This is a genomic window from Microcystis ichthyoblabe FBCC-A1114 (assembly GCF_050500245.1).
GTDB classification, from domain to species: Bacteria; Cyanobacteriota; Cyanobacteriia; order Cyanobacteriales; family Microcystaceae; genus Microcystis; species Microcystis ichthyoblabe_A.
On record NZ_CP191408.1, the window covers coordinates 4165022 to 4186464 of the forward strand.

At 41.5% G+C, this 21443-nt stretch carries 12 protein-coding genes and 4 pseudogenes; 8 read left to right on the top strand and 8 right to left on the bottom strand.

What is annotated here, in order from left to right:
• Positions 1–94: 94 nt before the first annotated feature.
• Positions 95–958, top strand: a complete 864-nt coding sequence (locus ACQY1Y_RS20265; protein WP_002767732.1) for a branched-chain amino acid ABC transporter permease — start codon at positions 95–97, stop codon at positions 956–958.
• Between the two features lie 131 nt (positions 959–1089).
• Here ACQY1Y_RS20265 and ACQY1Y_RS20270 read toward each other — a convergent pair whose 3' ends face one another.
• The 3 genes and pseudogenes from ACQY1Y_RS20270 to ACQY1Y_RS20280 all read right to left on the bottom strand — a co-directional run bounded on the left by ACQY1Y_RS20270 (position 1090) and on the right by ACQY1Y_RS20280 (position 4409).
• Positions 1090–1473 (bottom strand): DUF4346 domain-containing protein, encoded by a 384-nt coding sequence (locus tag ACQY1Y_RS20270; protein ID WP_002735883.1) that lies wholly within the window; start codon positions 1471–1473, stop codon positions 1090–1092.
• Between the two features lie 986 nt (positions 1474–2459).
• A pseudogene (locus ACQY1Y_RS20275) lies at positions 2460–3794 on the bottom strand (IS4 family transposase).
• A gap of 123 nt (positions 3795–3917) precedes the next feature.
• The gene (locus ACQY1Y_RS20280; protein WP_016514703.1) at positions 3918–4409 is read right to left on the bottom strand and encodes a lysozyme; all 492 of its coding nucleotides are present in this window, start codon (positions 4407–4409) and stop codon (positions 3918–3920) included.
• A 571-nt stretch (positions 4410–4980) separates the two neighbouring features.
• Here ACQY1Y_RS20280 and ACQY1Y_RS20285 point away from each other — a divergent pair.
• Both ACQY1Y_RS20285 and ACQY1Y_RS20290 read left to right on the top strand, forming a co-directional pair.
• Positions 4981–6075: pseudogene (locus tag ACQY1Y_RS20285) on the top strand (ISL3 family transposase); the annotation flags it as partial.
• 276 nt (positions 6076–6351) lie between these two features.
• Positions 6352–6556 (top strand): annotated as a pseudogene (locus tag ACQY1Y_RS20290) (IS30 family transposase); the annotation flags it as partial.
• 112 nt (positions 6557–6668) lie between these two features.
• On the opposite strand, the pseudogene ACQY1Y_RS20295 reads toward ACQY1Y_RS20290, so the two are convergent.
• Positions 6669–7166 (bottom strand): annotated as a pseudogene (locus ACQY1Y_RS20295) (tetratricopeptide repeat protein); the annotation flags it as partial.
• 153 nt (positions 7167–7319) lie between these two features.
• Here ACQY1Y_RS20295 and ACQY1Y_RS20300 point away from each other — a divergent pair.
• Positions 7320–8542 (top strand): ISAzo13-like element ISMae28 family transposase gene (locus ACQY1Y_RS20300; protein WP_430013443.1). Its coding sequence is split into 2 segments (ribosomal slippage): positions 7320–7800 and positions 7800–8542, totalling 1224 coding nucleotides; the frame shifts between segments, so codons are not numbered across the junction.
• A 401-nt stretch (positions 8543–8943) separates the two neighbouring features.
• Here the strand turns inward: ACQY1Y_RS20300 and ACQY1Y_RS20305 are convergent.
• Positions 8944–10854 carry a tetratricopeptide repeat protein gene (locus ACQY1Y_RS20305; protein ID WP_430013444.1) on the bottom strand — a complete coding sequence of 637 codons (1911 nt, stop codon included), beginning with the start codon at positions 10852–10854 and terminating at the stop codon, positions 8944–8946.
• Positions 10855–11278: 424 nt separating this feature from the next.
• Here ACQY1Y_RS20305 and ACQY1Y_RS20310 point away from each other — a divergent pair, with 424 nt between their 5' ends.
• Positions 11279–12334, top strand: a complete 1056-nt coding sequence (locus tag ACQY1Y_RS20310) for a Fe(3+) ABC transporter substrate-binding protein (RefSeq protein WP_430013445.1) — start codon at positions 11279–11281, stop codon at positions 12332–12334.
• Between the two features lie 29 nt (positions 12335–12363).
• On the opposite strand, the gene ACQY1Y_RS20315 is transcribed toward ACQY1Y_RS20310, so the two are convergent.
• Complete coding sequence (locus ACQY1Y_RS20315) at positions 12364–12978, bottom strand: DUF938 domain-containing protein (RefSeq protein WP_079205599.1); 615 nt, start codon at positions 12976–12978, stop codon at positions 12364–12366.
• 837 nt (positions 12979–13815) lie between these two features.
• On the opposite strand from ACQY1Y_RS20315, the gene topA reads away from it, so the two are divergent.
• On the top strand, positions 13816–16452 hold the full coding sequence (gene topA / locus ACQY1Y_RS20320) for a type I DNA topoisomerase (protein ID WP_430013446.1): 2637 nt from the start codon (positions 13816–13818) through the stop codon (positions 16450–16452).
• Between the two features lie 361 nt (positions 16453–16813).
• Here the strand turns inward: topA and ACQY1Y_RS20325 are convergent, their stop codons facing one another.
• Positions 16814–17599 (bottom strand): SWIM zinc finger family protein, encoded by a 786-nt coding sequence (locus tag ACQY1Y_RS20325; RefSeq protein WP_430013447.1) that lies wholly within the window; start codon positions 17597–17599, stop codon positions 16814–16816.
• 347 nt (positions 17600–17946) lie between these two features.
• Between ACQY1Y_RS20325 and ACQY1Y_RS20330 the strand changes: the two genes are divergently transcribed.
• Together ACQY1Y_RS20330 and ACQY1Y_RS20335 are read left to right on the top strand one after the other, a co-directional pair.
• Positions 17947–18255 (top strand): hypothetical protein, encoded by a 309-nt coding sequence (locus ACQY1Y_RS20330; RefSeq protein WP_002736903.1) that lies wholly within the window; start codon positions 17947–17949, stop codon positions 18253–18255.
• A gap of 217 nt (positions 18256–18472) precedes the next feature.
• Positions 18473–18814 (top strand): DUF4164 family protein, encoded by a 342-nt coding sequence (locus ACQY1Y_RS20335; RefSeq protein ID WP_002776981.1) that lies wholly within the window; start codon positions 18473–18475, stop codon positions 18812–18814.
• Between the two features lie 103 nt (positions 18815–18917).
• Here ACQY1Y_RS20335 and ACQY1Y_RS20340 read toward each other — a convergent pair whose 3' ends face one another.
• Positions 18918–21362 carry a tetratricopeptide repeat protein gene (locus ACQY1Y_RS20340; protein ID WP_430013448.1) on the bottom strand — a complete coding sequence of 815 codons (2445 nt, stop codon included), beginning with the start codon at positions 21360–21362 and terminating at the stop codon, positions 18918–18920.
• Positions 21363–21443: the final 81 nt, after the last annotated feature.

Below are 21443 nucleotides of genomic sequence, written 5' to 3' on the forward strand. Positions count from 1 at the left end.
TTCAGTTAAATAAAGTAAAAGACAAAAGTTAATTAGTTTTCTCTCTCCTGACTCCTATTTCTAAGGACAATTTCTGATTTATACAAGAGGTTTGATGGATACACCGCAACTTTTATTCAATGGTTTAGCCGTCGGCAGTATTATTGCTCTGGCTGCTGTTGGTTTAACCCTTACCTGTGGCATTTTGCGTCTGTCTAATTTTGCCCACGGCGATTTTATGACTTTGGGTGCTTACATAACTTGGCTGGTAAATGCTCAAGGAGTTAATCTCTGGTTAGCGATGCCGGTGGGGGCAGCGGTGACAGCTATTGCCATGCTCATTGCCGAGAGATTATTATGGAAACCTATGCGCGATCGACGGGCTGACTCTACCACTTTAATTATTATTTCGATCGGTTTGGCTTTATTTCTTCGCAATGGTATTTTAATGATCTGGGGCGGCAGTAATCAACGCTACGATCTGCCTGTGATGACCGCTACGGAAATTTTTGGTATTAAAGTAGCTTTCGATCGCTTGTTAGTTATTGGTTTGGCAATTATAGTTATTATTGCCCTCCATTTTTTATTACAAAAAACTAAGATCGGTAAGGCGATGCGTGCCGTAGCTGACAGCAACGATTTAGCTAGAGTAACTGGAATTAACGTCGAATGGGTTGTCTTCTGGACATGGATAATTACCGGAGTTTTAACTGCTTTAGCTGGAGGGATGTTCGGGTTAATTACCGGGGGAGTACGTCCCAATATGGGCTGGTTTTTAATCTTACCAATGTTTGCGGCCGTTATTTTAGGTGGTATTGGTAATCCCTACGGAGCGATTGCTGGAGCTTTAATTATTGGTGTTGCTCAAGAAATTAGTGTTCCCTTAATTGGTTCTGATTATAAATTAGCCGTGGCTTTATTAATTATGATCTTGCTGTTATTATTCCGTCCCCAAGGTTTATTTAAAGGCACGGTTTAACAGTTATCAGTTATCAGTTATCAGTTATCAGATGTAAGTTTTAAGTTATTTATTTATCTTCATCTTTATCCCTGTTTACTGTTTACTGGACGGCTACGCCGTGCCTTTGGCAACACTGAAAAGCCCAATCTTTAATCCTGAATATATTCTTCCCCGGTGATTAAAGCGTATTCAGCGCGGGTGAATTCTCGACCTAAATAAGCAGCATGATCGAACATAGTAATAGGACAAGGTTGGGTTTCTTCGATCACTTTGACGGCTAATTCTTTGGCGGTTCTCGCGGTGTAAATAGACTCAGGATTGCGATCAAGTTTTTGCCTAACACCGATAACTTTTCCCGTTTCTGGATCGACGGCTAAACCTTTTTCGTTGATAATATTGCTGTAATGTTTGGCACAGATTAACCCTGCTTCTCGGTCGAGATAAATAATAAAATATCCTGCGGGATCGAGAGCGATCGGGCGTTTGGAAAGTTGATGATCAATAGCGGTGATTTGGGATTTTAATTCGCTCATTTTCTTGACAAAATCACTTAAATAGGGTTTGCTGAAAAAGTTTGTTGGTGGGGCTAGGAGTCAGTAGCCGGTCGTCAGGAGTCAGTAGCCGGTCGTTTCAGGCTTTGTTGCCCTTCTTTTTTTGTACCAGTCTATGTACTACAAGAAGAATAATGCAAGGTTTTTGAATGTCCCAATCCTATATTCTTGCACTAACATCGGATTTTAACAGGTCAAAAGCCTTATTTTAAAAGGGTTTTACCATTATTCAGCAAGCCCTAAATATGTAGTTGAAAGCAAGAGCAAATTATATCACATACCATCATCCGGCTCTTCTCGACTTTGTGTGATAATTTTTGCTTATGGAATCGTGAAATGTTGACTGAGAAGGACTTTTACGACTATTTTGCCGAAGAAACTATCAGTATAGGCTTCGTTTCCACACATAAACCAGAAGAGCCATCATCCTTGTCCTCTCCTCTGGCAACAGGAGGATAAACTCAGAAAAACATAAACAGGGACACTTGTAGAGTAACCCAAGGGCTAGTATGATTGTCTGCTGCGAGACGAATAGCACTGCCCGGAAACGCCACCGAACCAACCCCCTGAAGCAAGAAATTTTGAGACAGATAATATCGCCCAATTAACAGTAATTCATGGCCAAGATCATAGGATTTTAGCGTCTGGAGGGCGGGATTACCCCCTAATACCAATTCTCCAAAGTCTGACTACAGAAGTTTAATCCCCCTAAATCCCCCTTAAAAAGGGGAACTTAAAGGGGGATTTAAATTCGATGTGTAGTTTTCATTTAGAGAAATGGTATAACCGTAACCTTTCAGGGGGGAACAGAAGCGCTGTATTGGCTAAAAAAAGAAAAAGCTACCACCATCAAGGTGACAGCTAAGGGACTTGCGCTTTGATAATGTACCTTTTGGGCGAACGCAGTTCGCCCCTACATTGTGGACAAAATCCGTTACTGTAGGGGCGCAAGCAAGCATTCATTGGTGTCAACTTAAGGGAAGAGGTTCCCATATTTGTCGATGGAGAGCCTCTTTCTCTCGATGTCGCTGACGTTCAGCTTTAATCAGTCCAAAAAGTTGAGCGCGTTCGGCTAAATAGCTGATTACATCTGGGTTTTCGCCCCGAGAGAAAGCCTTCGCTACATAGTAAAGGCTTCTAAAAACCATCTCGACAGAAATTTTTTCTTGCGGCTGATGGAGAGCGACAGCCACATCTTGAACTATCTGAGTGAGAACAGTATAGAAAATCAAGGTAGTGAGAATTTGGATTTGTACGCCGTTAGTGTGTCCAACCCATAAATAGGCCAGTCCTAAGAGTCGCTTAGTTAAGAGAAAAGCTTCTTCTATCTGCCATCTTCTTCTATACAAATCACAAACTTCCTCAGCGGATAGTTGTTGAGAATCAAGCACGTTTGTCAAATAATCATACCAAGTATTTCCCCAAAGAACTGAGACTAATCTGACGGTCGAATGGCAAGGATTAGAGCGATACTGACCGAGGGTAATAATCTCATCTCGGTAAAGTTTTCCTGCGGACAAAACTTGCTTTATTTTGTAAGATGTTTTCCCCCTCATGCGGGTAAGAAAATATTTTCCTTCCTTAGTAAATTGGTCAAACCACGGAAAACTAAAAAAGCCTAGGTCAACGACTAGCAAGCCTGATGTAGGTAGCTCATTTATTAATTGTTCTGCCCATACTTTATCGTTACATCTCTCATTTTTCTGATACCATACTGTCACAGGTACTTGCGTAAATGCCTCAACAATCATCATTATTCTTCCAGCCAATTTCCCAGATTCCTTCTCGGAAGCTTTCAGGCTTTTCCTCAGCTGCTCTAGGGTTGAGCCATCGGCTATCCAAATAACACTGAATTTTTCTCTCACCTTTTGCCATTTCTCAGCTATGCTAATTTTACCTGACATTTCTTTTCTTTTTTCTAAAATATTTCTCAGCAGCAATACAAAGATTTCCGTAGGTAAGCTCATCAATCTTTTGGATACAGCTTGCTTACTTACTTTTAGAGGTTCTACCCAGAGTAATCCTTCCTCTTTTCAGACTCTTACAGCTTCACTTGATCCCGCTATCTGGCAATAGACTAAGCTTACCAATAAGGCGACCACCACGGGTAAGGTTAATAATCTATCTCTCATGATTTTTTCATGATTTCCTCGCATATATTTTAGCGGCGTAAATAATCTTGGCTCTAGATATTTTTTAAGTTCTTCTATTACTTGTGGGATTTCTGGGCTTGGGCATTGATGTGGTCGCCGCAAATCTGGAACCCCCTGTTTTCTCGGTCGTTGCTTAGAGCGCTTTTTCACTGACCCAACTCTGACTTCCCCACCCTATTTTACCATTTTTTACTTCCTTCCTCTTGGATAATCAGCTACCTTTTATAATTAAGCTTCTTGCTTAAGTTGACACCAATGGCAAGCCTTGCGCCCCTACAGTAACGGATTTTGTCCACAATGTAGGGGCGAACTGCGTTCGCCCAAAAGGTACATTATCAAAGCGCAAGTCCCTAACCCTTCTTCTGCTTTACGACGGCTAACCAGACCGGGTAAAACTTGGTGTCCTGCGTGAACCCATTTGCCAAATTCTTCTGCCGCACCCTGATAATCCTTGAGGTTAAGTTTATGGAGTAGGGTAGAGCCTGCAAGAGTTCCTAATCCTAAGTTAAAGGCAAACGAAACTAATGCGTCATATTGATCCTGGTTAATGGGGACTTTGACCAGATTGGATACTCCAGCTTCAAAGGTTTCTAGGTCTTGTTCGAGAAGATTTTCGGCTTCTGATCCGGTAATTGTCATTCCTGCGTGAACACCTTTGGTATGGCCATAACCAATTGTCCATACTCCAACAGTATCTTGGTAAGCGTTGAGTTTTACCCCTTCAAAGTGTTTAATGAGATCGATTCCTTTTTGGCTAATTTTCATGGCTTTTGCTCCTGTTTATTGATGGAGAAAATGATTTGAGATTGTTAGTAACGGTAGGATGTGTGGCTCTTTGGTTTGTGTTATGCAATGGACGGGGGTTATAAGGGATGGAACCCTTATATAGAAAGGCATTTAGCGATTTTTGTTAATTATTTTCGATCTAGAGCGAACTAATCAATTAAGTCTTTTACCAGATAAGGATTTAGTCGATTTATGCCCCCCTATCGAACCATACCAAGTAACGAAGAGCCGGATGTGTTAGCGTAACGCATCACAATTTAGATTAAAGTGTTTTGAAAAAGTAAAAGGTGCGTGGGTGCGTGGGGCGCACCCTACGCGATCGGCGATCACTCTTTTTCGTACAATTCGTTGTCAGGGCCAATTAACCCTGGCTCTTCGGGAATTGTTATGCAAATAATTAACTTAAAATAAAATTCGATGAGAGTACCTAAGCTCAAAAGTAGCTGAAATTCATACAGGGAAGGACTTAAGGCACAAACAGGTTAATGCCAAAAGATAGACAATTGAGTTAAGATTTGATATAATTGCCAAAAACGAGATTATTTTACTTATGATACTTGACAAATTTTTGAACCTACAAGGAACCTGTATTCAAGGCTATCGACACCTAGAAAATATCGGTATAGTTTGACCAGTCGAATCGAAAAATCAAAAAGCAATCTGTCCTCGTTGTGGGTTAGAGAGCGATAAACTCCACCAAAATCATCGACATTTAGTCAAAGATTTACCAATCTCAGGTCAACCAGTGTACCTACAAGTTAATCGTCGTCAATTTAAGTGCGGTAATTGTCAGAAACCCTTTAGCGAAGAGTTAGATTTTGTCGCCAAGAAACGAACCTATACGAAAAGACTAGCCGAGAATATACTCGAACAATTAAAAGAAGGAGATATTTTAAATGTTAGCCGAAGAAATGACGTAACGGAAGAAGAGATTCAAAGAATGATAGAGGACATCGCCGAAGAAATTACAGAGCCAGACCTATCGGAATTAAAAAGACTAGGAATTGATGAAATCGCTCTAGTCAAAGGGCAAAAAAATTACTGTGCAGTTTTAGTAAATTTAGATACGGGAAAACTAATAGCTATTCTAGAGAAGCGAACACAAGAAGAATTGAGGAAAACGCTGACAGGCTGGGGAAAAGAGGTGTTAGAGCAAATTGAAGAAGTCAGCATAGATTTTTGGTTGCCCTATAAAAATTTGGTGAAAGAATTGATGCCATCGGCCGAGGTAGTCGCCGATAGATTTCATGTAATGAAACAAATTAATCAAGAGTTAGACGAACAGAGAAGAGCGGAAAAAAGAGCCGTAGAAGCGCAGAAAAATAAAAAACAGAAAACGGAAAAAGAAGCAAAGCTAGAAGTTTTAAAGCGAAGTAAATATAGTCTGTTAAAAAATGAAGAAGATTTAACGGAAACTCAAAAAATCAAACTAGAAGCTATCAAAGAAAAATTCCCAAATTTGAAAAAGATGCAGGAATTAAAGGAAGAATTTAGAAAGATTTATGAAACCTCAGAGAATCCGACAGAGGGAATGCTATCCATCTCGGAATGGTTGGCAAAATCCTCCAGTGTTTTTACTAAGAGTTGTCAAACAATCCGAAACTGGTTTGGAGAAATAATTAGTTATTTCGAGCGAAGGACAACGAGGCTCTTCGTTACTTGGTATGGTTTGATAGGGGGGCATAAATCGACTAAATCCTTATCTGGTAAAAGACTTAATTGATTAGTTCGCTCTAGATCGAAAATAATTGACAAAAATCGCTAAATGCCTTTCTATATAAGTGTTCCATCCCTTATAACCCCCGTCCATTGCATAACACAAACCGAAGAGCCGAGAGCATCAAGAATACCTATAGGGCCAGACGAGGAAAAAGAAAGAGTCGAAGCGGAGCGAAAAATAAGCGTGGCGCGATTCCGGAGCGTGGCAGCATTGGCCAAGAACAAAACCGCATCGGACATCAACCCTTGTCACCGAAAAACTTTTCCAAGAGATTCCCCCTGACAAAAGAAAAACCGACCCTTGTGACAAGGTCAAAGAATTTTGTGGACATCAAGAGTTGAGTCAGAAACTAGGAGCAGATTTTTATTTTACTACTCCTTATCATTCTTGGGAAAGAGGATTAAACACAGGGTAAGAGTATCTTAAATCCTTGACAAAATGAACTTTATGTGGTTCTCTTCCCCATACCCCACACCCCAACAAACTTTTTGCCGCAAACCCTATGTAACCCTAAAGTTTTATTTACCTTCTCCTACTACAGATTGATAAAATCTTTCTAGACTTTCTACGGAGGTTCGATCGTTAAATACTGTATCGATATTCATTTTAGTATAATCTTTGATTGTTTGTCGCCATTGATTATCTAAACCTAAACGGATAGCAATTTCAATATAGTGATTTTTATCGGTAGCAATTGTCTCGGTTATGCCTAATTTTTTCAAGATAGCATAGGAATGTCGTCCGCGCATAAATTCCCCCGGACAGGTAACAACTGGAAGCTGACAGGCAATTGCTTCGAGGGTGGTATTTCCTCCCGACCAACTTAAGTTATCTAAATAGATGTCTGCTAATAAGTTAAGCTGAAAATAATCATTTTGTTCTAATTGTGGCATCATTACCCCGTAATTTTGCCAATTGAGTCCATACCTATTAAAAGCTTGACTTAATCTCGACTGAAAGCAATGGGTCACAAATTCGCTACGATGACAGATAAAAATAAAGTGGCTGTGGGGAACTTAGGGACTTCCAAAAAATAAACTATTCATTCTCAAGAATAATAATCATTCTCGGAGTGTGGGAGGTAGGGATCGATGGTTGCCCCCTCCTTCCAATTTTGTAGTAGAATTAATCCTGTACATTATTAATCAAGTTTTTCTTTTTAAGAATATATGGAATTAACTGATTCCCTCAAGAAATTGCTCAGTGAAACTGCACTTCAATTAAAAGGTGCAGCTAAAAGAAGATTCATGGCGCAAACAGTCTTAGAATTAGGCTATGGGGGACAAACCCTTGCTGCACAGGAGTTAGGCTGGAATCGAACTACTATTCGTAAAGGAATTAAAGAACTAAAAAGAGGCATTATTTGTGTTGATAATCATTCAGCTAAGGGGCGGAAAAAAGCAGAAGAACATTTACCTTTTCTATTGGAAAACATCAAAAATTTAGTGGATTCTCAAAGCCAAACTGACCCAAGTTTTAAAAGCCAAAGGCTTTATGTGAGACTGAGTGCGGCCGAAGTCCGAAAGCAATTAATCTCTAAATATGGGTACAGTGATGAGGATTTACCGAGCGAGGAAACTATTCGGGTTAAATTAAATAACTTAGGTTATCGTCTGAAAAGAGTCGCTAAAGTTTTACCTCAAAAAAAATTCCAGAAACCGAGGCAATCTTTGAGGAATTAGCTAACATTAATCGGGAAGCGGATGAAGACCCTACGATGTTACGTCTTAGTTTAGATGCCAAAGCCCGTGTTAATATTGGACTGTTTGATCGAGGAGGTAAAAATAGAATAACTGTCGAAACAAACGATCATGATTTTAATCCGAAAACAACCCTAACCCCTTACGGAATATTTATTCCAGAATTTGATGAGTTGTTTTTGTATTTCACTACCTCCACAGTCACCAGTAACTTTATTGTTGATATATTAGAGGATTTCTGGGAATCTGAAAAATCTCGTTTTGAGAAAATTAAAACTTTGATAATTAATCAAGATAATGGATCAGAAAATAATTCGAGACGAACTCAGTTTATGAAACGTATAGTTGAGTTTTCCCAAAAATATCAAGTTAATATACGTTTAGCTTACTATCCCCCCTACCATAGTAAATATAATCCTATTGAACGAACCTGGGCTGTGTTAGAAAACCATTGGAATGGGAGTATTTTAGATGAAATCGAAACAGCTTTGAAATTCGCCCAAACTATGACTTGGAAAGGAAAACACCCGATTGTTAAGTTGATTACTGAAACTTACGAAAAAGGAGTAAAGCTTACTAAAAAAGCCATGGAAAAAATCGAAGAAAAAATCGAACGTCTCACAGAATCAACGAATCAAGACTTTCCCGATTTGGGGCAATGGTTTATTGATATTTATTATGATAAGACCTAGTTTGTAGTTAACTAAGATGGTTAGCTAAAAACTGTATTTGATTCTTTAACTTGTCCTTGTTATACTCGAAAAAGCTCGGAAGTATAAAAGTTTATGCTGCTATTTTTTTTTCGGAAAAATAGGTTGTAATGGGAGACTCTTTGTTTTCCTAGACAAAAATAATTACTTTTTCAAAAAAACACTTTTCTATTTTTTTGTTGGGTATTTTATTCTCTGGAAGTCCCTTGTCGGGCAATTCTAGGAAAAATATCGTCATTTTCTGGCAGATATTTAAATAAACTTTGACAGTTTAAGTAGATGATTTTATCCTCGGCTAATCCCATCTCTAAACGAGTTTTTCTCTGGGGAGGAAGCGAGGGTTTAGCATAGGCAATACCTAAATTGGATAAGCGAATTAATTTTTAACTGTAGTGATTATCTCCCTCCGTGGGTTCCATTAATTCACTGGAGATAAAATAATCAATGGTTGGTAATCCTGAGGTGATTGGATGTCCCCAAGTTACACATTGTACTGGAGCTAAACGCAATCCTGCTAGTTGGGTAGTACGAGCATCCATACCAATATCTAAATAAACGAGAATATGTAACTGATTATCTAAAATATTTTGAGCAATTTTTTCCATATTAACTAAATTATCAAACTGATAAAAATAATCACTTTGCTCTTGATATTCTCTTGTAAAATTATCGCAGGTGTTATTAATATCTATTCCATAACAGTAAATTTCAAATTGCTCTCGATTTCGCCACTGCAACCATCCTTGAAAGAGTTTCGCTACTGTGTGATGACGCAGGTGAGCAGAAATATAGCCAAGGCGAATTTTTCCCGTAGGCATGGTTAGGTTTTTTACCCAATTGGGAAAGTTAACCGAGGCAATTTTATAAACTAATTCTCCATATTTTTTTTGTAGTTCTAAATCATTTTCCGCTTGATATTGAAGATAAAAATTAGTTCTTAATCCAATACTTTTCCACGCCTCCTGTTGTTGATTATTAGTGGTTAAATCAAGATTGGACAAGATATTATCTAACCGTTTCTCGTAGTTTGCTCGATATAGCATAATATCTGCTTGAGTTGTGTAAACTATCGGCATTAACCGCATTAATTCTAACTTCAGGGATAGGCGATCGGGAAGATACTCTAAAGCCGATTTAGTTGCTTGAATTGCCACCTCGATCGGATAATTATTTTGTAGTAACCAAATTAGGCGCAAATGTAAATCAATATTTTCTGGATGATAGGCAATTCCTTTTTTATACACTTCTAAAGCCTGTTTTTCTCCTTTGAGAATGAGATAGCAATGGGCGCAATTTAAATAAAAATTGCTGTCCTCTATTTTAATTGCTAATAATTTTTGATAATAGTTTAATGCTAATTGATAGATTTTTCTTTGATAAAAATAATCACCTGAATAAAGATTCGCTCTTTTTTGGTCAGCTTGCAGGTTTTCCCAAAGGGAGAGATTTTGACTAATTTCTCGTCTATCTCCTGCCAGTTGTTGGGCAGTTTTATAAGCATTTTTTGCTTCTGTCCAAGCTTGTTTAACTAAATAGACATTGCCTAAATTGATATAAAAAGGATAAAAATCTGCCTGGTTATTAATTCCCTGCTGATAGAATTTTTCGGCTGACTCTAGCTGCCCTAATCGATAAAATAAATTGCCCAGTTTATTATAAGCATCGACAAAATTAGCCTTGAGATCAATCGCTTTTTGATAAGCTGATAAAGCTGTATCTGAACGTGATTGTTTTTCTAGCACCATGGCCATGGTATAATGATATAAGGCTTGATTTTCCTCTAAGTTGATGGCTCGTGCCAAACAGTTAAAAGATTCTGTTAGTCGGTTAATTATATAGTATAAATATCCTAAATCGTGCCAGATGTAAGCTAATTGTTCACGCCAAGATAAAATTCTTAAGTAAAAGTCCTCAGCTAAAGTATATTCTCGCCGATTAATTGCCTCTTGCACCTCTTGAAGACAGGAGTTTATCGCAGTCAGGGCATAATTTTCTATCTCTTCATCCCCTTCTATTTCCTCTAATTCTAGCCACTGAAGATAGATTAATTTAGCTTGGCCAAACTGCCAGCAATCAAGATTTCTAATTATCTCTTTTTTGAGCAGCACAATTAAATCCTGACTGGACTCTGATTGTAACAGCCAAAATAACCAAATTTCTTGCGCTGTTGCTTGCTGCTCTAGCAGCAGATAAGCTAATCCCAGATAGGGATAATAATCAGTCACTTCCGGATGAACCGCCAGCACTTGCTGACAAAATAACAATAACTGATTATAGTCTCCCGATGCTAACATTAGCTCGATCGCTTGTTAGTGATCGCTGTTGATCATTATCTTTCACTCTCGTTGCTCGGCTCTTCTGGTTTCTGTGTGGAAACGAGGTCTATACTGATAGTTTCTTCTTTCAAAATAGTCCTAAAAGTCCTGACCAGTAAGCATTTAACCTTACATAAGCAAAAATTATCACACAAATTTGAGAAGAGCCGTTGCTCTCATTCCACAATACCCTCGATCGAGCTTAAGGTAACATCTTAAGCTTATTGAACTTAACTAGCGATAGATTCGAGGATTTATTAGCCCTATCAAAGCAAAAAACCCTGATTTTGCCTTGATTTTGCCCCATCTACCGCCCTAGCCCGACAAGTAATTTCTCATATAGATAAGAATTATTCTCAATAGCTGTACAATAGGAAAAGACAACTTTGCCAAGAATCGAGCAATGAACGATAAAATAACTCGGAGAGTCTTTCTAGGCGCGGGAACAGCCACCTTAGCAGTAGCAGTGGGTCAATTAGGGAAAATAAACGAAGTTTCCGCCCAAACTAAACAATTAAACCTCTATTCCTCCCGTCACTACAACACCGACCGACGATTGTATGACAACTTCACCCGACAAACGGGAATAAAAATTAACCTTGTCGAAGGGGAAGCAGACCCATTAATCGAACGGATCAAAAGCGAAGGCCGCAATAGTCCTGCTGATATACTCCTGACGGTAGATGCCGGGAGATTATGGCGGGCCGACCAACAGGGAATTTTTGCCCCGGTCAATTCCCGCATTCTCACCCAAAGAATTCCCGCTAATTTGCGTCACCCCAAAGGTCACTGGTTTGGGTTTAGTAAACGCTTGCGGGTAATCATGTATAACAAAGACAGAGTTAACCCCAGAGAAATCGATTCCTATGGGGATTTAACCAATCCCAAATGGAAAGGAAAAGTCGTCACTCGGTCATCTAGTAACATCTATAGTCAATCTTTTACCGCTTGGTTAATCGACATCCAAGGGGAAGCAGCCGCAGAAAAATGGTGTCGAGGATTAGTGGCTAATTTTGCCCGTTCACCCCAGGGCAATGATAAGGCACAAATCGAAGCTGTAGCCGCAGGAATTGCCGATTTAGCCCTAGCTAACACCTATTACTTAGCTGGGTATGCCGAAGAAAAAGACCCCGCTAAACGGGCAATTTATGACCAAGTAGGCGTAATTTTCCCCGACCAAACAGGGCGCGGCGCTCACGTTAATATTAGCGGTGGTGGTTTAATTAAAACCGCCCCCAATCGAGAATCGGCCATTAAATTTTTAGAGTATCTTTCTAGCAATGAAGCACAGAACTTTTTTGCTAAGGGTAATCAAGAATATCCCGTCGTTCGAGGAGTTGCTTTAGACCCTGTTCTGGCAAAACTCGGACGCGGGAAGGAAGATACAGTTAGTGTGGCTAATTATGGTCCTAATTTAGCCAAAGCAGTACAGGTAATGAATCGCGCTGGTTGGAAATAAGTTATCAGTTATCAGTTATCAGTTATCAGTTAAGGCAATTGAAATAAAACCGAGAGATTATTAGCTGGCATAGGAATTACTTCTAACAATTGTAAACCTCGATCGCTCGCTGCTTGCACCACATCTTCTAAATTCCTCACTCCCCAAGTAGAGTTTTGAGAACGGAGAGAAAAATCAAAGCTTTCGTTACTAGGAGAAGTATGTTTTCCCTGCCGTTTATAGGGACCATAAAGATAGAGAATTCCCCCCGAACCGAGAATGCGACTCGCTCCTGCCATTAAAGCTAAACAGGCGGACCAAGGGGCGATATGAATCATATTAATATTAACAATCGCATTAATAACAATATTTTCCGTCTCTACCGCCCAAACTGACTGATGAACATCGATAAATAGGGGGCGATCTAGATTAGAACTAGGATAATAATCGCACCAACTGCGAATACTATCTAGAGCCAGAGGGTTACAATCCGAGGGAATCCAACGACAAGGAGCAAGACGAGGGGCAAAAAAAACAGCGTGTTCACCCGTGCCGCTAGATATTTCTAGAATATTCCCAGTCTTCGGTAAAAATTGGCTGAGAACTTCCAAAATCGGCTGACGATTGCGTTCTGTTGCCGGGGCATATTGACGTAAATCAGACATAATTACAGCGTTTTTCCTAAAGATGAAGCGTAACCTAATTTAGTATCGACGACCGGCTCCCATCTTGAATCAGTTATCAGTTATCAGCTTTTTTCTCCCCCCTCCTTTCTCCCATCTCCCCATTCCCCCACTTCTCTATTCCCCTATTCCCCATCTCCCCTCTCCCCAACTCCCACTCTGCAATAACTACTGGCAGCCAGAAATACGTTGGGTGCATATCATACTTTGTGCTTTTTGTCAAAAAAACTTTTTTTTTGCAATAAAACTACACACAAAAAAGATCATCGTTGTTGGTGAAATTGACTAATTTACCCGTCCTAATTAGGATAACCTTCTAGGTGTGGCAAGGGTTTCAACCATTGCTGCCTAAAAAAGCACGGAATATCCCATTATGAAATTCAGTAAAATCGCTGTAACCATTGTAACATCGTTGTTAAATAAAAATCTTTCTCAATTAATTCTTAAGAATTTATAAATATTGCGGAATGTTAATTTAAATATTCTCAAGTTTTTGGCATCAATAAATAAATTTTGCTTATCTTTGGCAAACATTGGGTTAGGAGTCAGTCATCAGTCATCAGTTATCAGTGTCAGCTTTTTTCTCCCTTCTCCCCATTACCCCATCTCCCTGCTCCCCTCTTCCTGCTCCAGAAAAATATTAAGTTTTATTAAGAAGTTAGTGACAAAAGACCAGCTTTAATCTCTATTATCGTAGTAAGTGGCTTTTGACCCGAATCAAGCCGGTCAAGATAAATAGTAACTTTTGCCCATCATCAAACAAAGATGGTCAGTCTAACTAAAACAGTCGCTGTGGCCATGCCCTCGTGATCAATTCCTATGTCAACCCTGGTTATTGTCGAATCCCCCACCAAAGCTCGGACGATCAGCAATTATCTGCCTAGCGGCTATCGAGTCCAAGCCTCCATGGGCCACATCCGCGATCTGCCCGCCTCTGCCGAAGAAATTCCCCCCGCCCACAAAGACAAATCCTGGGCTAACTTAGGCGTGGATGTGGAGAACGATTTCGATCCTCTCTACGTCGTCCCCAAAACCAAAAGTAAAATCGTCAAAGAATTAAAAGAAGCCCTCAAAGGCGCGAGCGAACTGATCCTCGCCACTGACGAAGATCGGGAAGGAGAAAGCATCAGTTGGCATCTCTTACAGGTACTCAACCCGAAAATACCCACCAAAAGGATGGTATTTCACGAAATCACCAAAGAAGCGATCCAAACCGCCCTGAAAAATTGTCGCTCCATCGACGAAAATTTAGTTCACGCCCAAGAAACCCGCCGCATACTCGATCGCCTCTACGGTTATACCCTCTCCCCCCTACTCTGGAAAAAAATCTCCAAAGGTTTATCCGCCGGCCGGGTGCAATCCGTCGCCGTGCGTCTGCTCGTACAACGGGAACGGGAACGACGGGCTTTTAAAACCGCCAATTATTGGGATCTGAAGGCGACTTTAGAAAAGGACAAAAATCAATTCGACTCGAAATTAGTCACCTTAAACGGTCAAAAAGTGGCAAATGGGAGCGATTTCGATGCCGACACCGGCAGACTGCTCCCCGGTCGCCAGGTGACACTCTTAGATCAAGCCACCGCCACCGCCTTAAAAGAACAGATCCAAGACAAAATCTGGCGCGTTAGCCACACCGAAGAAAAACCCACCACTCGCAAACCATCCCCCCCCTTCACCACCTCCACCCTACAGCAAGAAGCTAACCGGAAACTGGGCATATCCGCCAGGGACACCATGCGAATCGCCCAAAATCTCTACGAACAGGGCTACATCACCTATATGCGGACCGATTCCGTCCATCTTTCCGATCAGGCCATCAGCGCCGCCCGTCATTGTGTAGAACAAATGTACGGAAAAAACTATCTCAGTCCCCAACCCCGGCAATACACCACCAAAAGCAAAGGCGCGCAGGAAGCCCACGAAGCCATCCGACCTGCCGGCAGTAGCTTTCGCTTGCCCCGGGAAACCGGCCTGAGCGGACTAGAATTCGCCCTCTACGACCTAATCTGGAAACGTACCGTCGCCTCACAGATGGCCGATGCCCGTATTACCCAGATCGCCGTTAATATTCAGGTGGAAAATGCCGGATTTCGCTCCTCCGGCAAAAGAATCGACTTCCCCGGCTTTTTCCGCGCCTATGTGGAAGGTTCCGACGATCCCGAAGCCGCCATCGACGACCAAGAAATAATCCTACCCCCCCTCAGCGTCGGTGATACCCCCAATTGTCGCCAACTAGAAGCCATTAGCCACGATACCCAACCCCCCGCCCGTTATAGCGAAGCCTCCCTCGTAAAAACCCTCGAAAGTGAAGGAATCGGGCGACCCAGCACCTACGCCACCATTCTCGGCACCATTATCGATCGCGGTTATGCCCAAATGCGGAATAAAACCCTCATTCCCACCTTCACCGCCTTCGCCGTGGTTAGTTTGTTAGAAAATCATTTCCCCGACCTGGTAGATCCCAAATTTACCTCGAAGATGGAGGAAACCCTCGACGACATCGCCACCGGTTCCGCCCAATGGTTGCCCTATCTCGATCGCTTCTATCGCGGCGAAAAGGGGCTAGAAAGCCAAGTCAAAGAGCGCGAGAGTCAAATTAACTCTAGCACCGCTAAATCGGTGATTTTAGAGGATTTACAGGCAACCATCAAGATCGGCAAATACGGTCCCTATCTAGAAGTCTCCCGAGGCGATGAAATCCTCACCGCTTCCATCCCCGCCGATTTAACCCCGGCGGATCTGAACCCCGAACAGGTAGAAACCCTGCTGCGACAAAAAACCGAAGGTCCGGACAAAATCGGTCTTCATCCCGACACCGGAGAGCCGATTTATCTGCTCGTGGGTAGTTACGGTCCCTACGTCCAGTTAGGAGATATCAGCGATGACAACCCCAAACCGAAACGCGCCTCCCTACCCAAAGGAGTCAAACCAGAGGATGTCACCCTCGAACAAGCAGTGGGTTTATTGGCACTGCCACGACTGCTGGGAACCCATCCCCTCACCGGAGGCAAAATTAAAGCCAGTTTAGGGCGTTTTGGTCCCTATGTAGTTCAGGAAGAGGGCAAGGAAAAAGAATATCGTTCCCTGAAAGCCGGCGATGATGTCTTAACCATAACCCTCGATCGAGCTTTGGCTTTATTAGCCGAACCCAAAAAAACTCGCGGCACTCGCGGTTCCACCAAACCACCCCTAAAAGAATTGGGTAAACATCCCGACGACGGGGAATTGGTGGGATTGTACGAGGGTCCCTACGGAGTTTATATCAAACACGGCAAAACTAACGCCAAGATTCCTGAAGGAGAAACCGCCGAAACCCTAACTCTAGAACAAGCTTTAGTCGCCCTAGCAGCCAAGACAACCACTGCCAAGAAAACCACTACCAAGAAAACTACTTCTAGCACCACTAAAAAAACTACTTCCCCGGGTAGTAAAACCGGCAAAAGTAAGACGGTTTAGCGGTTAGTGGTGAGGCAATTTTCTACCCGGTCAATTCCTCACCCTGATGCGAGGACAAATCTGGCTGGCTTTTTTGTCCTTGGCACCACTTTGACTAGGCTGATCCTAAGTAGGTAGGCGTTAAAAATTATCAGACACCCCCCTTATCAAGGGGGGCAGGGGGGATCGAACCCCCCTTATCAAGGGGGGATTAAGGGGGGATCAAACCCCCCTTATCAAGGGGGGATTAAGGGGGGATCAAACCCCCCTTATCAAGGGGGGCAGGGGGGATCAAACCCCCCTTATCAAGGGGGGCAGGGGGGATCAAACCTAAAATCCATTTTTAATTTAATTACAACCAGCTACTTATACCCCAAATTCCCTACTGTAAAGCAATCGCCATCGCTTCTTGGGGAATTTGTCGGTAAATTGGTTTTAAAAATTGTTCTATGGCATCCGATTCGGGGGCAGCCAGGGGAAAATTGCCTAAAATGTCGAGAATGGTTTGATTTTCATTCCCCTGCGTAATTACAACGAGGGAGGGATCTAGCTCCTCATCGTACTGCCAAAAGCGATCGATAGCACTTTCGGGGGCAGTTTTTTCGACTGCTGCGGGGGGTTCACTGACTGCTAAAGGTTGATTATCAGAGGAATAGGAGCGTTTTTCGCGTAAAGCTTCCAGAATTTGGCTTTTGCTTCGGCCGCGCAGTTGCAAAAGCAGGAAGGGATCGACACTAAAACGATCGCCCAATTGATAATATACTGCTCCTATATGTTTGCAGGGGTTGGCTTGATCGGGACAGGTGCAACGGGAGCGAATATCAGCTAGGGAAAAGGGAAATAAATTTACCCCACTATCGATAAAAACACGCTCGATATGATCGGGCATTTGTCCGGTGAGTAATTGAGCAGAATAAATGGCTTTTTTGGAGAGAAGCTTAATAATATAATCCCATTCTTCATCACTAAAAGCCGCTAGGGATAAATCCACTATATAAGGCTCTGGTTCACTGCCTTGTACTCTAGCAATAACTTGCGAGTCTTCAAAGTCAATACTTAAAACATTGCCCTCTCTAGCGTAGAGTCTAGCTCGTTCCAAGCGTTTTTTAAAGCGATAGGAATCGAGTAGTTCTAACCATTTTTGTACCCACCAAGTTTGTTCTGTCATTTTTTATTTACCCTACCGCTTATCAGCTTCGTTACTAACAAAAACACCAATTCAAAAAGGAAACACATCAGCCTAGAGGCCTGATTAAGAAAGGCTCATCAGGTATAGTCTGATCAATATAACAACAAATCAGACCCAAAAACGAAGCCCTCAACATTTTAACATAATACCATTTTTCTTTATTCGTGACAGGTATCCTACTCCCCTCTCCCAGAAAGGGGTTGGGGATGAGGGCAATTAACCATCTCTGCCATTACTTGAGAAAAATGGTATTAGTATTAAGATAAAATTATTGTAGTATCAACGGAAAGTGCGTAAAAAAACTTACTCCCAGGGATTTTACCAAAATGTCTAACGAAACCGTTACTTATAGTCTTGAATCCGTCCTCAAGGAAATCAAAGACAGCATCAAGGAAGTTAACCAAAAAATCGATACCTTGCAACAGGATATTAACCAGAAATTTGATAAAATCGACGAACGGCTAACTAAGCTAGAGGTAGGACAAGCAAAACTAACTGAGAAAGTCGATGGGATGGATAGAAGACTAGAAAAGCTGGAAGGAACCCAAAAAAATCAAGTTTGGACGTTAATTATCCTTTTAGGAGGAGCGATCGGAACGGCAGCGTGGCGATCCTTTTTTTCTGGTAATCCTTAGAAATATTAGCATAAGTAGCTGGTTATAATTAAATTAAAAATGGATTTTAGGTTCGATCCCCCCTTAATCCCCCCTTATTAAGGGGGGCATCTAATAATTTTTAACGCCTACCTACTTAATACTAAATCCTAGGCAATAGGTAATCAGTCTTTAATAACCAGATTTAGGATTAAAATAAAATTATTATACTATCATTACTCCCAGGGATGTTACCAAAATGTCTAACGAAACCGTTACTTATAGTCTTGAATCTGTCCTCAAGGAAATCAAAGACAGCATCAAGGAAGTTAACCAAAAAATCGATACCTTCCAACAGGATGTTAACCAGAAATTTGATAGCCTACAGAAGGATTTTAACCAGAAATTTGATAAAATCGACGAACGGCTAACTAAGCTAGAGGTAGGACAGGCAAAACTAACTGAGAAAGTCGATGGGATGGATAGAAGACTAGAAAAGGTGGAAGGAACCCAAAAAAATCAAGTTTGGACGTTAATTATTCTTTTAGGAGGAGCGATCGGAACAGCAGCGTGGCGCTCTTTCTTTTCTGGTAATCCTTAGAAATATTACTATAATTTCTCACTTTAGGGTAGTTATGAGGGGAAATCAGCAGATGTGAAACTCAGGTTAAAAATAAGGGATATTTAACCCATCCTACCCCTAATTATGCTTTCCTCAACCATCTTTTTAACAATCGCCACAATGCCACTATTATCCCCCCAATTAAAACTAAAGGAAACTTAACCACCCCCAGAAAGAAAGCAACGATTAAGGGATATTTTTGGGTTTCTAATTGCCGAATTGCCTGATCGCAATCTTGAACATCCGCTGCTAACCCCAATGCTTGAAATAATTCCCGCGACTGAAGAAATGCTTCTTTCGCTTCCGATATACGTTTGAGTTTATAGTAGGTAACTCCCAGATTAAACCAAGATTTCGCTTCACCCCCCCGATCACCGATTTCGCGTGTGATTGCTAAGGACTGTTGATAAAACTCGATCGCTTTTTGGTATTCTCCTAGGGAATCGTAAACATTGCCTAAATTACCGTAGGATTTCGCTTCACCCCCCCGATCACCGATTTCCCGAAGGATTGCTAAGGACTGTTGATAAAACTCGATCGCTTTTTGGTATTCTCCTAGGGAATCGTAAACAATGCCTAAATTATTGTAGGATACCGCTTCACCCCCCCGATCACCGATTTCCCGTTTGATTGCTAAGGACTGTTGATGAAACTCGATCGCTTTTTGGTATTCTCCTAGGGAATCGTAAACATTGCCTAAATTACCGTAGGATTTCGCTTCACCCCCCCGATCACCGATTTCCCGAAGGATTGCTAAGGACTGTTGATGAAACTCGATCGCTTTTTCGTATTCTCCTAGGGAATCGTAAACATTGCCTAAATTATTGTAGGAAGTCGCTTCACCCCCCCGATCACCGATTTCGCGTTTGATTGCTAAAGACTGTTGATGAAACTCGATCGCTTTTTGGTATTCTCCTAGGGAATTGTAAACAGTGCCTAAATTATTGTAGGAAGTCGCTTCAACCCCCCGATCACCGATTTCCCGAAGGATTGCTAAGGACTGTTGATGAAACTCGATCGCTTTTTGGTATTCTCCTAGGGATTTGTAAACATTGCCTAAATTATTGTAGGAATACGCTTCACCCCCCCGATCACCGATTTCCCGTGTGATTGCTAAGGACTGTTGATGAAACTCGATCGCTTTTTGGTATTCTCCTAGGGAATAGTAAACAGCACCTAAATTATTGTAGGAATACGCTTCACCCCCCCGATCACCGATTTCCCGTTTGATTGCTAAGGACTGTTGATAAAACTCGATCGCTTTTTGGTATTCTCCTAGGGAATAGTAAACATTGCCTAAACTGGTGAGGGATGCGGTATATTTCCAGTTGGTTTGCTCCTCCTGTTGTTGGTAAACAGTGACTAATTCAAGGTAATAATCCGCTAGGGTTTGATAATACCCCCGTCGGGTGAGAAAATCATCGATAGCACGGAGAATATCAAAAGCATTGTCGTACTCGGTTAACTGATAGTGATGATAGAAAATTTCTAGGTAAGGTTGCACATCGTTGAGGATTCCCCAGGAGTCGGGTTGAGCAATAGAAAGATAATAGGCGATCGCTTTTTGGTGTAATTCCCTTTGATCGCCGGCTTTGTATTGTGCATATTCCCAAACTAAAGGCTGAAAACTAAAAATTCGCTGGCGATTTTCCTCTTTTTCTTCTAATAATGATCGTCGCTGTAATTCTCGCAGATCTGCCGTGATCTCGGACAGTGCGATCTCCGGGTAATTATCCATCACCGCTTTGGCTGCCAGAGAATCAAATTCTCGGCGATAAATGCTGGTTTTAGTGAATAATTCCTGCTGTCTTTGGCTAAGTCGCTGAAAACTAGCATCTAAAACTAAAGCAATTCCCACTGTCTCTTGACGATGACTCCCCACCACCTGCGAATCGCTCAAAAGTTGCGATAAATTTCCTAATCCTAAATCCGCTAACCTTTCTAAACTGGGGTTTTGCGGAAATTCTGCTAAGATTAAATCCGCCACCAATCGCAGGAGTAATGGATGACCATCCACCCGTCGAGAAAAGTTCTCTAGATCCCCTGTTATTTGCGATTCCGCTAACAATTGCGCCCCTTCAGGAGGTTTCAAACCTTTTAGCTCAATCCAACGGTTAAAACCCATAGGTTTTGGCTTTTCTCTGGTGGTGACTATAATTTTGCTGGTGTCACCTTTTTCTATCCAAGCAGTGAAAAACTGCTGATAAAATTCATTATTCCAAGAACCATCTTTCCCTAATAAACTCTCTAGATTATCGATAATAATTAGGTGGCGATGGCGTTGCAGTTGTCTGATTAAAGCTTCCTGTAAATCTATTTCTTCTTTGGGGACGGGATAACCAAAGTCCGTCAGGAATTGGCGAGCTAAACCACTAAATCCGCCCAGATTTCCCGCTTCCCACCAAAAGCGTTTTGGGAATAAATCTTCATCGTCTCCTAGGGAAGGATCGAGGGGAATTTCCTCCTCAAAAATTTTGCTGGCTAGGGTAGATTTTCCAATTCCTCCAACTCCTTTGATGCCAATCATCGCAACATTTTGATCAGTAAACCACTGCTTAATTTGGGTGATTTCCTCCTTCCTTCCCTGCCAATGGACGAGACTTTTTCG